General features: G+C 58.7%; 10 protein-coding genes. 5 read left to right on the top strand and 5 right to left on the bottom strand.

The window, feature by feature from the left end:
* Positions 1-161 precede the first annotated feature (161 nt).
* A complete protein-coding gene (locus VNM72_13625) occupies positions 162-1,316 on the bottom strand; it encodes a membrane dipeptidase (GenBank protein ID HXF06437.1) in 1,155 nt (384 codons plus the stop codon).
* Between the two features lie 109 nt (positions 1,317-1,425).
* Positions 1,426-2,520, bottom strand: a complete 1,095-nt coding sequence (locus VNM72_13620; protein ID HXF06436.1) for a D-TA family PLP-dependent enzyme — start codon at positions 2,518-2,520, stop codon at positions 1,426-1,428.
* Positions 2,521-2,773: 253 nt separating this feature from the next.
* Between VNM72_13620 and VNM72_13615 the strand changes: the two genes are divergently transcribed.
* Positions 2,774-3,916 (top strand): cystathionine gamma-synthase, encoded by a 1,143-nt coding sequence (locus VNM72_13615; GenBank protein ID HXF06435.1) that lies wholly within the window; start codon positions 2,774-2,776, stop codon positions 3,914-3,916.
* Positions 3,917-4,062: 146 nt separating this feature from the next.
* Here the strand turns inward: VNM72_13615 and VNM72_13610 are convergent, their stop codons facing one another.
* The 3 genes from VNM72_13610 to VNM72_13600 all read right to left on the bottom strand — a co-directional run bounded on the left by VNM72_13610 (position 4,063) and on the right by VNM72_13600 (position 7,984).
* Positions 4,063-5,079: a transglutaminase domain-containing protein gene (locus VNM72_13610; GenBank protein ID HXF06434.1), complete on the bottom strand. Its 1,017-nt coding sequence runs from the start codon at positions 5,077-5,079 to the stop codon at positions 4,063-4,065.
* A gap of 93 nt (positions 5,080-5,172) precedes the next feature.
* Positions 5,173-6,567 carry a cell division protein ZapB gene (locus tag VNM72_13605; protein HXF06433.1) on the bottom strand — a complete coding sequence of 465 codons (1,395 nt, stop codon included), beginning with the start codon at positions 6,565-6,567 and terminating at the stop codon, positions 5,173-5,175.
* 202 nt (positions 6,568-6,769) lie between these two features.
* Positions 6,770-7,984: a M14 family zinc carboxypeptidase gene (locus tag VNM72_13600; protein ID HXF06432.1), complete on the bottom strand. Its 1,215-nt coding sequence runs from the start codon at positions 7,982-7,984 to the stop codon at positions 6,770-6,772.
* A gap of 313 nt (positions 7,985-8,297) precedes the next feature.
* Between VNM72_13600 and VNM72_13595 the strand changes: the two genes are divergently transcribed.
* The 4 genes from VNM72_13595 to VNM72_13580 all read left to right on the top strand — a co-directional run.
* A complete protein-coding gene (locus VNM72_13595; protein ID HXF06431.1) occupies positions 8,298-9,587 on the top strand; it encodes a radical SAM protein in 1,290 nt (429 codons plus the stop codon).
* A gap of 23 nt (positions 9,588-9,610) precedes the next feature.
* Entirely contained in the window at positions 9,611-9,775 is a 165-nt protein-coding gene (locus tag VNM72_13590; GenBank protein ID HXF06430.1) for a hypothetical protein, read from the top strand.
* A gap of 210 nt (positions 9,776-9,985) precedes the next feature.
* The gene (locus tag VNM72_13585) at positions 9,986-13,399 is read left to right on the top strand and encodes a C25 family cysteine peptidase (protein ID HXF06429.1); all 3,414 of its coding nucleotides are present in this window, start codon (positions 9,986-9,988) and stop codon (positions 13,397-13,399) included.
* Positions 13,400-13,521: 122 nt separating this feature from the next.
* Positions 13,522-14,284: gamma-glutamyltransferase (locus VNM72_13580; GenBank protein HXF06428.1), on the top strand; the 763-nt coding region annotated here is incomplete at its 3' end.

The following is a 14,284-nucleotide window of genomic DNA, read 5'->3' as shown; positions in this document are numbered from 1 at the left end:
GACCTCCCCTCATTGTGATTCTTGCGCACACGGGAGCGGTTACGGTGCGTCGTCATCGGTGCTCACTATGTGCACACCCTCTTCGGGGCCATGCCCTCATATACGGTCGGTGTCACCGCTCGTCCTAACGTGAGGCGGCGCCGGCGGTCCCACCCACGACATTAACCAACGGTCCAGATCTCTTTAAGAGCGCGAGCGAAATTCCCTCCGAGGATAAGCTCGATGTGCCGATCGCTGTAGCCTCGACGGATGAGTCCTTCGGTCAAATCGAAAATGCGTTTGGGATGGTCGAGCCCCTCAATGTCAATCTTGTCGCGGAAGGCATAACTCCCTTTATAGCTCGCCCTCAACGCTCTGAGTTCCGCCGGGGGCAGGTCGTCATAGCCATCGAGATCAACGTCGCTCCCGATGCCGACATGCTCGATCCCAACCAGCCGTACGACATGGTCGAAATGATCGAGGACGTGCTCGATGGTCGTGGGTTCATCGGCCTTCACGAACATGCGCACGCCGGTGATCCCCATCACCCCGCCGGTCTTGGCCATTCGAGTGATGGCCTCGTCCGTCTTGCACCGGGGATGATTAGGATTCAGGGCGCGACAGTTGGAGTGAGTGATGAGAACGGGTTTTTTCGAGACCTCACACGCATCGAGCGTCGTGCGATCGCCGCAGTGGGAAACATCAACAGCCATCCCCACTTTGTTCATCCGTTCAACAATCGCCACGCCAAAATCGCTGAGGCCATCGTCCCGGCGTTCGGTGCTTCCGTTGCCGATGAGATTGCGGGCATTATAGGTCAATTGAGAGACTCGCTGGCCGAGTCCGAAAAACATATCCACATCGTCGAGCGTCTGGAAATGCTCGGAATTCTGAACGCCGATGAGGATGCCGATTTTTCCCGATCGCCTGACGGCGTCGAGTGTGGCCGGGCTATCAATGCGGGTGAAATGGTCGCTGTGGTGAGCGATGAACCCGTTCCATCCGGCCACATACCGCAGCACATTGAGCGTGGCCTCCCGGCCCCCCACTCCCACGGCGACGTGAAAGACGGTGATGCCGGACTCCTTGTAGCGTTGAATATCAGCCGGAGTGAGGCTGGCCGGATCGCTCAGCAGCTTGCGCATCCTCGACTGACTGAGGACGAGCGGGCTCAGCATGTCTATGACGAGTGAGCGACCGACAAGTTCGATTGTTCGTGCGGAGTATTCGCGGGCCGACTGAGCGAAGAGGCGATACCGCCCGCGATTGATCATCGGGGCCATCCCGGCAACAAGACATGATCCGGCAATAGTTGTGAGAGCCTGGCGGCGATTCATACGTCTCCACCTCCGTAAGTCCATTGGCTTTCGGGGTCGGGGGATGTGGGGAAGATCCGCTCGGCATCGGCGGTCCCCCGGGCCGGGGGCGATGGGGATGTGAGCAACATCATCGGACCTTTCCTCGCGCGGCCACCGACCACACGGTCTCAACCCCATCCCCACGCACGGCATAGATCTCATCATGCAGATTCACCGTGGCACAAACATGATTGGGAATGATGGTCAGCCGCTCGCCTACGCGATACCGACGGGACGACCGGCTGATGTTGATGATCCCATGTTCTTCCGACAGCGACTCGATCACCGCGTCCGGGTCCTCACGAACGTAGCCGAAGCCCTGCCGGTCACCGGCGCGGAATCCATCGGACGACAGCGTCTTGGATCCCGCGTCCACGATGGCGCGACCGGGAACGGCCGTGCTGACAACGGTCGTGATGACCGAGAGAGCACAATCCTCCGGTCGAGCGACCTCCAGCGCCACCATATTGCGATCGTTGAAAATGTACATGCCCGGGCGGATCTCGGTGACGCCTGCGAATTCGTGAGAAATGAAGGCCGTCGGCGTCGAGCCACCGCTGACCACGGGGATGGGAATGCGCTCGCGCTCGAACGCATCGTAGACGCGCCGGAGAAAGTCGTTGACGGAGCCGAGAAGTCGCTGGCGGGCCTCGCCAACGACCCAGAAATGCCCGGGGTAGAACATGAGACCGCGAAATTCCACGCCCGGGAGATCAAGCGTCGTTTGGGCCAGAGCCACCGCCTCCTCGGCCCTCGTCACGCCGCAGCGGCGGAATCCCACGTCGAGTTCAACGAGAACGCCTACGGTGACGCCGCAGCGGGCGGCTTCGTCGGAGATGGCCCGAACCGATTCCTCCGAATCAAGCGAGACGGTCAATCGCGCTCGGCTCGCCAGCTCGGCCAACCGCCGGGCCTTCCTCTGTCCGACAATCGGATAGGCGATGAGCACATCGTCAAGTCCAGCGTCAATCATCACTTCGGCTTCACCCAGTTTGGCCACGGTGATGCCGACGGCTCCGCTCTCAATCTGTCGGCGAGCGAGTTCGGGAATTTTGTGCGTCTTCGTGTGCGGACGGAGAGCAAGTCCGTGACGCCGACAGTACTCGGCCATTCGCCGAAGATTTCGCGCCACAACGTCGAGATCAACGATGACGGCCGGTGTCTCCAGGTCTTGGATCTGCATCAAATTTCTCACAGCGAACTCGGCATTTTTTCATCACACGAGCGGCAATTCTAGGGACGCTCGTCCCCTCTGTCAACGAAGATGCCCGTCCGCTTTCGGTCAACAGCGATGGAAAAGTGTTGCACAAGCTTCTGCTCCTCGACCGGTCTCTCCCGCGTTCTTTCTTGACGCTCAGCGAGCGGCCCCTGTAGTATCACGGCTGCCAGATGTGCGAGAACCATCTCTATAAATATGGGACAGAGGAGTGTCGGCCATGAAATTTTCAACCAAAGCAATTCACGTCGGAAGCGAACCCGACCCCGCTACCGGAGCCGTAACGGTTCCCATCTACCAGACGTCAACCTATGCTCAGGAGGGGTTGGGCAAACACAAGGGCTACGAGTATGCGCGGACGCAGAACCCGACCCGATTTGCACTGGAACGCAATCTCGCTGCCCTCGAAGGGGGGACGGCGGCCTTCGCCTTCGCCTCCGGGTTGGCGGCCATTAACGCACTCATGCAGGCGTTGCTTAAGCAGGGCGACCATGTCGTCGTCTCCGACAACACGTATGGTGGAACGTTTCGCCTCTTCGAGTATGTGCTGCGGAAGTACGGCCTGGAATTCAGCTACGTGGATACGTCGGTTGCCGAGAATATTGAGCGTGCTCTCCGCCCCTCGACCCGGATGGTCTTTCTGGAAACACCGACCAATCCCGTCATGGTGTTGACCGACATCCGGGCGGCATCGGAGATTGCTCATCGCGCCGGCGTGAAGGTGGCGGTGGATAACACATTTATGAGCCCCTATTTTCAACGGCCGTTGGAACTCGGAGCGGACATTGTCATCCACTCGACGACGAAATACCTCAACGGCCATAGCGATGGCGTCGGTGGAGCGGTCATCGTCAAGGATGAGGAGGATGCCCTCAAACTGAAGTTCGTTCAAAACGCCGCCGGAGCGATCATCTCACCGATGGATGCCTGGCTCGTCCTTCGAGGGGTGAAGACGTTGCCGTTACGGATGCGCCAGCACGATGCTAACGGGCGGGCGGTGGCGGCCTTCTTGAGCGAGCATCCCAAAGTCACCCGCGTGCACTATCCGGGGTTGCCATCGCATCCGCAATATGAGCTGGCCTGTCGTCAAATGTCGGGTTTCGGCGGAATGATCTCCTTCGATGTGGGATCGCTGGAGAAGGCCAGGACGGTGCTCGAAAGCGTGCGCCTGTGCTCTCTGGCCGAGAGTCTCGGCGGTGTGGAGACGCTCATCTCGCATCCGGCGACCATGACGCACGCGATTGTTCCTCCGCAGGAGCGTCAACGGCTGGGAATCACCGACGGATTGGTGCGTGTGTCCGTCGGCTGCGAGGATGTGGAGGACATCATCGCCGACCTCGATCAGGCGCTTGCGCGAATCTGATGCCCCCGCCCGGGAGCCTCTCGGCGGGCTCGCGATGTTCCAAAACAGTTTGCAGAGGAGTCTCTCCTGAGAGCGTCCGCATCCGGCGCGCTTGTTCCGGCGATGCGGGCGCTCCCAGGAAAGGAGCAGAATCGCTCTACACTCCTCTAATTTCGGGTCTCCGCGCGAACGTCGCGGAAGTAGAATTTCCTGCCGATCTGGGCGAACGGCCTGCCATCCACCTCAGCATACGGATAGATGAAGTAGTTGAGGGGTTCGCCCTTTTGCGGCGGACTCAGGCGAATATCCCGACCGATGGTGAACAGTACCCGATGCTCATCATGAGCCCCGAAGAAATAGTCGCGCAGGGCCGGATTCTTGCTCGCTTCCGAGGCATCCACGGGGACCCAGCCGTAGCCTTTGAGATAAAACTGCGCCCAGCAATGATAGCCGGCGATTTCTCCCTCGGTGCGATCAGGGGGCAGGGGAAACCCGATCTCAAAGCGGGCAGGGATGCCGACGGCGCGACTGAAGCCAATGAACACGGCATGAAAATCGGTGCAATTGCCCCGTTTGACATCGCAGGCGTAGTAAATGTCGCCGCGTCCCCATCCGGTGCCACTTTTGTCGTATTTGAGGTTTGTCACTGCGTAATCGTAAATGGCGCGGGCCTTCTCCAGATCGGTCTTGTGACCGCGCGTCACCTCAAGCGCCATTTGACGAATCTTGCCGTCAATGGGCACGAGCTTATCGGGCTCCAGCCAGCGCCGCAATTTCGGATCGGAATGATCCTGATAGCCGGCCTTGACCAGAGAAAAATCTTTTCGGACGTATTCCCGGCGCTCGACGGTGAAACGCATTTCGACAGTGAACCCCTTCTCCGGTGGCGGTGACAGATGCAGATAGAGCATCTGGTTGCCGTATTCAGATTCGCGCGTCAACTGAGTGGGAAAGGGGGACCGGACCGTCATGTTGCGGATCGTTTGATTTTCATCGCTTTGGGGGTAGGGGATCCACAGCGAAAGTTCGCGAGCACCCGCCGGAATATCCTTTACTTCCGTGACGTAGGTGAACTCGAAGGTGCGAAGACGAGGGGTCGGGCTATCCGGTCGAACCGGAACGCCAGCCGCGAAAACTGCGACCAGCAGGACCGATGCGAAGGCAAGGCTCCTTTTCCTGGTCATCTTGCTTCCACCTCCATTTCATGATTCATCGAGAAGCCCTTATGTGTCGCCTCAGATTGCTGCGCCTGCTCGGATCGGCGCGTGGCGCGTCAGTTAAAAGCTGTATTGCAGAAAGAGATTGAACCGGTGGTCAGCACCGCGCTGAAGCCCTTTGTAATCGGTGATCCAGCGGAGATAGTCCGCTCCGATGAGAAATCCTCCGCCGAGAGCGAATCGGTTGGCGATCCAGATGGCGCGATTGCGCGTGCGCCCCTGCAGGGGAATATCCTCGTCGCGGGGATCATCAATGGTGAAACCGGGGTGAAGAGTGAAGATCGAGTGAACCTTGATGCTCGCTTCGATCCATCCGCCTCGACTGCGAATGGCGCTCCCGGTCACGGTGTTAATTCCCTGACCGATACCGCCACGCATGTCGCTGAGGTTCCGGCCGAACCAGGCTTCGCCTCGCACGCCAACGCGTTCATGGAGCGGGAGCGTATAGTCCAATCCGAGCGATTGACTGCGGAACTCGGTTCGACCGGCAATCGGTCGGCTCGTCCGTTCAAATCCTCGATGTCCCCAGATCCCGATGCTCACCCGCTGTCCCTTCACCCAACTGTTGCGAGCCGCTCCCAGGCGCAATTGGACGTGAGGCCGGGCCGATTCCTCTCCGTCGCGAAAGCCGTTATTGTCGAGGTCCAGCGCGTCCACGGCTCCCGTCAAACCTATCCCGCCCGTGACCGAGAGTTGCCCCTGCTCAAACGCCGGTTCATAAGAGAAAATCACCTGCGGTCGCCGATCACCCAGATTTCCCGCATTCCACATGAGCGTATCGTTGTTGACCGTGGGGAAAAGCGGCGAGATAACATCCCACGTCTGCCCGGCGAGTAGCCCGAAGGCGCCACGGCTCAGTCTCAGGTTGGCATGACGAATCCGAATGATCTGACGTGACTCGCGACCACCGTTTTGAAAATCGAGTTCCAGCTGACCGCCGAGTTGCACGTGACCGAGGCGATCCACCACGGGCCCCCTGTAGTTCAGTCCCAGACGGGTGAGCCGAGGATGGAGCGTAAATGCTCCACTGTCCTTTTGTCCCACGCGTGGATCTTCCGAAAGGATGAAGAAAGGAATCTGGCTGTTATCCGGTCGAGAATCATCGGCAATCAGATCGAGACGGAGGAATCCATAAAATTTCAAGCGGCTCTCGCCCGTCACGAGATCACCCCAGCGAACGGGCTCTTGTCGAAAAGAGGATGTATTCGTTTGGGAACCGGTACCGGCGGGCGTTGTTGGGATGTCCGGTTTGGGCGCAGCCCCTTCGGTCTGGCGCCTCTGGCTCTGAAGTTCTTCGAGCGCCTTCAGGATGGCGCGATTTTGCTCCTCCAGCTCGCGCACCCGCTGCTTGAGCAGTTCGATCTCAGCTTCCTGCGACGGATTTTGTGCCTGAACAGGAAAGACAACCCCGACGAGTCCAAAAAGCACAATCAACTGCAACCCATGTTTTGTCACCTCACCGCCTCCCGAGCGCTGTTGATGTGAGGCGCATCGAATAGCATGATCTCGCGCCGCGAGTCAAATTGTTTGTTCCGATAGCTTATGGAGCGAAGAATTGGGCTCGCCGATCCTTTTACCAGCGAACGAGTCCGTCAGTGGCTGAAAGAGAGGGAAATCGCCGTTTTCTCGCCGAGGCAGGATTACAGATGGCTGGGCATTACTGGGGGTCCAGACGCACCTCTAGTCTGACCGGTTGCTCACCGACGATGACGGTATGTGATTGAGGTTGAAATCCCGGAGCCGCGATGCGCACAGTGTAAATGCCCGGTTCAACGATCCAGTGAAACCGCCCAAAGACGGGCTCGGGTCGTCGCACTTCGCCTTCGGTGAAGATCACGCGGTCAAGGTTGATCGTCGCCCGACCGATTGGCGCACCCGTTTGGGCGTCAATAATGTGGCCCCGTAGCGACGCTCCCAGGCCGCGGTCAAACAGATACTGCCACCCGGGACGGATCCGGTCGAGCACGGCCGGGACCTCGGTGGGTGGCGGTTGAAAACTTGTTCCGATTTCCGTCAAAAAGGCCAGTGACCCAAACTGATTGTAGAAGTGTTCGAAGCTTTCCCCGCTGGCAGAGGCCACCCGCATCCCGTACCCCATGCGGGCCGCATAGCGATCTCGGATGGCATAGTATGTCTCAGGCTCGGCCAGGCGGGCGCAGCGGTAGGGATAGAGGACTTCTTCGCCGGCACTGTGGTAGCTCAAGTAAATCAAGGGGCGCTTCCGTTCGCCCAGAGCCAGAAGCGTTTGAACTTCCGGTTCCGACGCCGGGGCAGGACCGCGATAGGTGTCCGATCCCGGTTGGGGACTTGTCTGCCCGCATTTGCCCCAACCGAAAGGATAATTCCGGTTAAGGTCCACGCCAAAGGTTCCGTCGCCATTGGGGCGCCGGTTCTTTCGCCAGTTCCGAGATTGAGAGAAAACGTAAGAGACTCCGTCGGGATTGACGCAAGGGACAAGCCAGATTTCATACTCATCAACCCACCGGGTCACTGCGGGGTTCACACCGTATTGCCCGGTCAAGACAGTGGCGATATCCAAAACTGCCAGTGGGGTCATCAGCTCACGCGCGTGGTGTGCACCATCTACCACAATGGCCGGCTCGTCCTCCTCTGCGGACACATGATCGGAGATCTTGAGCGCCCATAGCGGCCGTCCCTCAGCCGTCAGAGGTGTTCGCAGATATTCGTTAAGGTTCACGGCCTGAGCAATTGCGGGATAGTCGGCTTCATATCGCTTCAGGCGGGCGACGATCTCCGGATAATCCAGGTATTGGACGGAAGCAGTGACGGGCCCATGGCCCATGCTCCGCCGAGCCGTCGCTGGCGTCACAAGAAGAGCCAGCACAAGCACGTAAAGCCATGGTCGTCGCATGCGTGCCATTCTCACCTCCGCCGAAATATCGCTTGCGTATGTCAAAACCGAGAGTCTTATTTTACGGTGCCCCCATCGGATGGCAAAGAGATGAGTGCCCTCCAGGGTTTCCCGCCTTGACATGACGGTAATTGAATATTATTTTGACCACGCCAGGGGGACAAAAAGAGAGCCTGATCAGCCTTGTGAAGGGGTCGCATGAAAGGCAGCTTATCAGAGGACGGGTTGATGACGGCTTCGTTTCCTGGAGGGGAGCGATAGATTGAAACCAGAGCGGGCGTGGGCCCGTTCACCGGTTCGGTGAGGTCGGCCAATGGCAATGGAGACTCAACGGTACAGCGAATTCAGCCGGCAATTTCATCAACGTGTTCTTCGGGAGCGAATTCCCGTCGAGGGCGTCATTGAGGTGACGCGGCGATGTCCCCTGACGTGTGCCCACTGTTATAACAACCTCCCGATGGATGACGTGGAAGCTCGACACAATGAGCTGAGCTATGAGGAACACTGCCGCATCCTCGATGAGATCACTGAGGCGGGGTGTTTGTGGCTCCTTTACACCGGCGGGGAGATTTTTGCCCGGCGGGATTTCCTGGACATTTACACCTATGCTAAACAAAAGGGTCTATTGATTACTCTGTTTACTAACGGCACACTCATTACCGAAAAGGTGGCCGATTATCTTGCCGAGTGGCGACCATTTGCCATCGAGATCACCCTCTATGGTCGAACCCGCGAGACGTATGAACGGCTCACGGGCATTCCCGGCTCTTACCGGAGGTGTCTGCGAGGCATCCAGTTGCTTCTTGAACGGGGACTACCGTTGCGGCTGAAGACAGTAGCGGTAACCCTCAACGTCCACGAGCTGTGGGAAATGAAACGCTTCGTTGAAGATGAGCTGGGCCTCCAGTTCAAGTTTGATGCCATGATCAACCCGCGTATTGACTGCTCCCGGAGCCCGTTGGCCGTGCGGTTGACGCCGGAAGAGATTGTCGCTTTGGACGTGTGTGATCCCGACCGGGCGAGCGAGTGGCAGCGGTTCTTCGAGAAAGAGATGTTGCCTCCCTCGGCTGAAACCACCAAACATATTTACCATTGTGGCGGAGGAATGACGTCATTTGCCATTGATCCATACGGGCGAATGAGCATCTGCGTTTTATCCCACGCCGATACGTACGATTTGCGCCGGGGCAGCTTCCGCGAGGGCTGGCAGGAGTTCTTGCTGAAGGTTCGCCAGAAGGAGATCACGCAGGTGACCAAGTGTGTCCTTTGCGCTTTAAAGCCGATGTGTGGGATGTGTCCGGCCAATGGCGAACTCGAGAGCGGGCATCCGGAAAAGCCGGTGGATTTCCTCTGTCAGGTGGCCCACTTGAGAGCCTATGTTTTCGGGCTTCCTGTTCCTCCGCACGGGGATTGTGAATATTGCAACGGAGGCTCAGGGTATAACGCTCTTCGTCAAAGCGCCGTGAAAGTGTTGCAACAGGGACAATCCCGACGACATCCGTTGCCGGTCGTTTCGGCATCTCACTTGGGAAGTTCGGGCGGTTGCGTCAGCACGGCCTGTTCTTCCTGTCACTTTGCCACTTTCCCTGAAGGGCTCGTCTGAGCCCGAAAACAGGTGGAGGACCAATGGAGAACGGACAAAGGAAAAAAACCTACGTCAGGCCGGAGATCCGCAAGATTGATCTGAGACCGGAAGAAGCCGTGCTCGGCAACTGTAAGATGCAACAGGTAGCCGGGCCGATGCGGTCACAGTGCACCAGCCTGGGAGGATGTTACACGGTGGGTACATGACGTCCCTGGGCGCTGTCGAAACCCGCTGGCGTCCTGTGCGAGTGTGACAAGCCCATGGACGATGATATTGTCCGAACCCACCAGAAAGAATCGGCCTGGGGAAAGGGAGCGTGATTTATGCGACGCAGTTGGCGTAGGTGGTCTTGGGGTCTCATCCTTATTTGTCTTCTGACTCTGAATGCGATCCTCTGGTGGCACCCCAACGAATTAATGGGTCAGGGTTTACCCAACCCCAATGTCTGCTGGGCCATCGCCACCGATGATCAGCCGCAAACGCTTCTGACCTTTAACCTCGTGACGGGCCAGGTCAATGTCGTGGGTTCGACGGGAACCGGGCAGAATAATACGGACGGCATCGAGAGTCTGGCCTACGAGCGGAGCAATGGGAATCTGTACGCTGTCAATACCACAACATTGAGCGGAGAGGGAACGACCGATTTCAATCCGGGACGGTTGGGGACGCTCAATAAAACAACCGGCGCATGGTCGGCCGTATCGAATAATACCATGGGGCAGGCCAATCAAGGTCCTTGCGATGATCCCGTCAATTTCGATCGTGTTGATGGATTGGCCACTGATCCACGGACGGCCGGAGCGAACCTTTGGGCTGTTCGGCATGTCAGCCAGAATGGGGGCTGTGGGGGCAACCGGGACCGCTTGTTCCGGATCAACCCGACAACAGGCCAGCATGTCAATAATGCTTTCGGCGGAGGAAATGACTACGTTGAAATTGGGAGAGGCGGTGATGGGGTCTTCGACCACATCGAAGACATCGTCATGGATATTGATGGGACGCTTTACGCTGTCACCAATGCGTCGGAAGTAGGGGAATCGGAATTAATCACTATAAACACATCCAATGGCGTGGCGACAGAGCTTTGCAATTTTGGTTCTTTGACCGATGTCGAAGGCATTACCATTGCCAACGATGGGACGATGTACATCAGTACGGGCAATTCCTCGTCGAATCCGAATCGTATCTATCGCGTTGATAATCGCAATACGTGTCAGGTGACGTTGCTCAGCAACATCAATTTCGGCTCGCACATTGATATTGAGGATATTGCGTGTCCTGTGTTTCCGACAACGGCTCCGATGGAGGAAGCGACGGCAACCCAATACGGGGATCGTGTACTGCTGGAGTGGCGCACCGGCTACGAAGTAGATACATTGGGCTTTCGGATTTATCGGGAAGACGACGGCGTGCGGCGGCGCCTCAACGAGTCGCTCATTGCCGGATCGGTTTTACTGGCCGGTCCGCGCATCGGATTGACGGCCGGACGAAAGTACATCTGGTGGGATGAACTCCCGCGACAGACAGGTCCACCACGGTACTGGATCGAGGAGATTGACGTCAGCGGTCAACGCACTCTCCATGGGCCAATTGTACCGACGGTTGGGCTCGGACCGCCGCGAAAAGTCGCCTCCACGCCGGTACTCAGCCGGCTGGGGCGCTCTCTGGCATCGGTTAGAACCAGCGAACCCTCGGGCACTCGCGCAGGACCGTTGGACATGTTTTCACCACCCGGTGTATCGGGTGCCCGTTCTCGAAGAACATCCAACATCCCTGCCGAGAGTCTTTCCGCCCAATGGCGGCTGGCCGCAGGTGCAGCCATTAAAATTGAAGTGGCTGAACCCGGGTGGTATCGCATCTCGCAACCAGAGCTTCTGGCCGCCGGACTTAATCCTCAGACCGATCCCCGTAATCTTCGCCTCTATGTGGAGGGAAGAGAAGTGGCCATCCGGGTGCTGGGACAGGAGGACGGGCGGTTAGATCCGACCGATGCCCTTGAGTTTTACGGCGTGGGACAGGATACGCCCTGGACCGACCGGCGCGTCTACTGGCTCGTTGCGGACGGGGAGGCCGGGAGCCGCATGACCGTGTCCTCCTTCACCGGGGGGTTACCCTCGATTGTGGATGGTTTTCGCTACACGGTTGAGCGGAAGGAACGAACGGTCTACTTCGCCAATCTGAAAAACGGCGAGGCCGACAATTTCTTCGGCCCGGCGATAGAAGCCGAACCCGTGGTCATCACTTTGCGCGTGGACCACCGAAGTCAGGCTCTTCCTCAGCAGGCTTTGCTCGAGGTATCGCTTCAGGGCGTCACCGAGGTCGAGCATCGCGTTCAGATTGCGCTCAACGGCACTCCGGTTGGCGAAGCCGTGCTAAGCGGTCAGCAGGCGACGACGGTTTCCATCGCTGTGCCGCAATCGCGGCTGCGCGAGGGGGATAACACGGTCGTGCTGACGCGTCAGGGTGGAGAGAATGATATCACTGTGCTCGACGTCGTTCGCCTGACCTACACGCGCGCTTACATGGCCGATGGGGATCGGCTCTGGCTGACCGCTCCTGCGGGGAGAGAGATTACCATTGGTGGGTTCGCGCATTCGGAGATCACCGTCGTTGACGTGACGGTTCCCGAAGCCCCGCAAATTTTGCCGGGTCATGTGCGGAGGGCCGGAGGAGAGTATGCGGTGACCGCGAGTGTTCCCTGGGGGAGCGGACAGCCACGAACGCTCTTTGCTTTTACTCGTTCCACAGTGCTTTCGCCGAGAGCGATCGCGGCAAATACTCCGTCGAACTGGAATGATTCTCGGCATCGAGCTGACATCGTCATGATCGCGCATGGCGCATTCATCCCGGCGCTGACTCCCCTTGTGGCTCTCCGGCAATCCCAGGGATACGCGGTGGCCGTGGTTGATGTAGAGGATATCTTCGATGAGTTCGCCTTCGGAGCCAGGAGTCCCTGGGCCATTCGCAGTTTTCTCACATGGGCCCGTGCGCGGTGGGCGACCCCGCCCCGCTTTGTACTTTTGGTTGGTGATGCCAGCTTCGACCCGAGAAATTATCTCGGCCTTGGCGATTTCGATTACGTGCCGACCAAGCTCGTCGCCACGACTTTTCTGGAAACAGCCTCGGATGATTGGTTCGTGGATTTCGACGGAGATGACGTCGCTGATATTCCCATCGGTCGTCTCCCGGTGAGGACGGAGGCCGAAGTGGAAACCGTCGTGGCCAAGCTGGTCGCCTATGAACGAAACCTGGCGGACGCCGACTGGAGGCGGAGCGTGCTTTTGGTTGCGGACGCCAACGAGGGCTACGATTTTGAGGCTGCCAGTGAGCGGCTTCGCTCGTTGCTGCCGGAGCAAGTGCGCGTCGAGACGATTTATCGCGGTCAGACGAGTGCCGCCCGGGAGAAACTTCTTGAGGCACTCGCTCGAGGCCAGTGGCTGATCAATTATATGGGACATGGCTCGGTTGAGTTGTGGCGAGGGGGAGTCCTTACGAGCGCCGATGCCGAGACGCTGACAAATGCTCCACGGTTCCCACTGGTCGTCGCCATGACCTGCCTGAACGGGATGTTTCATGATCTCTACACGGAGAGCCTGGCCGAAGCCCTGGTCAAATCATCGCGCGGCGGAGCAATTGCCGTCTGGGCATCGTCGGGTCTCACCTTCCCGGATGACCAGGCGCGATTAAATCGCGCTTTGATCGGCGCCCTTTTTGATGAAACCCTGGCGACTGTGGGCGAAGCTGTGCTGCGGGCAAAAATGGGTAGCGAGGTGCAGGACCTGCGTCGCAGTTGGATTCTGGTGGGCGATCCTGCCACGCGACTCCGCTAAAGCTCGGGCAAAGCGACGCGTCTCAGCGGGCAGCGGTTCTTCTCCGTTCCCCTGCGCCGGAACAATTTACAAATGCGGTTCAGCCGACTATCTTGGTGGGCGTTATGGCGGAGGTGAAATTTATGATGCTGCTCAGACGGGCTCTTCACTCAGTGGTCGCTCTCATTCTGGTGTTGGGTCACGGGCCGGCGGTGGAGACCGCTTCCCGACGGCCGGTGAGGGCGCAGCACGGGATGGTGGCCTCGACCCACGAGGTGGCTTCACGCGTCGGTGTGGAGATCATGCAACGGGGCGGAAATGCCGTGGATGCTGCTGTCGCCGTGGCGCTGGCGCTGGCCGTGGTGCATCCGGCAGCGGGTAATCTCGGCGGAGGCGGCTTCATGCTCATCCGACTGGCTGACGGCCGCACCTCCCTCATTGATTACCGGGAGATGGCTCCCGCCCAGGCCACCCGCGAGATGTATCTCGACCATAAGGGCAATGTCATCCCCGAAGCTTCTACGGTCGGTCATCGGGCGGTCGCTGTGCCGGGCACGGTCGCGGGTCTGGCTCTGGCGCTGGAGAAGTACGGGACGATGACCTTCGCCGACGTCTGCCGACCAGCCGAGAAGCTGGCTCGCGAAGGCGTGGTACTGTCACATTTCGAGGCCGAAAGCCTGCGGCGGGCAGCCCGACTGCTTCGTCGTTTTCCTGAAAGCAGTCGCATTTTTCTCCGCAACGGTGACTACTATGGTGAGGGCGAGGTCTTTCGCCAGCCGGACCTGGCGGCGACCCTTCGTCGGCTGATCGAGCACGGGCCACGAGAATTTTATGAAGGCGAGACGGCCCGCCTGATCGTCGAGGAGATGAGGCGCGGCGGGGGCCTCATCACGGCCGAAGATCTGA

Source organism: Blastocatellia bacterium (genome assembly GCA_035573895.1).
GTDB lineage: Bacteria > Acidobacteriota > Blastocatellia > HR10 > HR10 > DATLZR01.
Note: the sequence above shows the minus strand (reverse complement) of the source record. Positions and strands in the feature narration are given on the sequence as shown.

Coding starts and splice junctions, on each gene's coding strand:
- VNM72_13625 (HXF06437.1), bottom strand. CDS start 1,316: ATGAATCGCCGCCAGGCTCTCACAACTATTGCCGGATCATGTCTTGTT.
- VNM72_13620 (HXF06436.1), bottom strand. CDS start 2,520: ATGCAGATCCAAGACCTGGAGACACCGGCCGTCATCGTTGATCTCGAC.
- VNM72_13615 (HXF06435.1), top strand. CDS start 2,774: ATGAAATTTTCAACCAAAGCAATTCACGTCGGAAGCGAACCCGACCCC.
- VNM72_13610 (HXF06434.1), bottom strand. CDS start 5,079: ATGACCAGGAAAAGGAGCCTTGCCTTCGCATCGGTCCTGCTGGTCGCA.
- VNM72_13600 (HXF06432.1), bottom strand. CDS start 7,984: ATGCGACGACCATGGCTTTACGTGCTTGTGCTGGCTCTTCTTGTGACG.
- VNM72_13595 (HXF06431.1), top strand. CDS start 8,298: ATGGCAATGGAGACTCAACGGTACAGCGAATTCAGCCGGCAATTTCAT.
- VNM72_13590 (HXF06430.1), top strand. CDS start 9,611: ATGGAGAACGGACAAAGGAAAAAAACCTACGTCAGGCCGGAGATCCGC.
- VNM72_13585 (HXF06429.1), top strand. CDS start 9,986: ATGGGTCAGGGTTTACCCAACCCCAATGTCTGCTGGGCCATCGCCACC.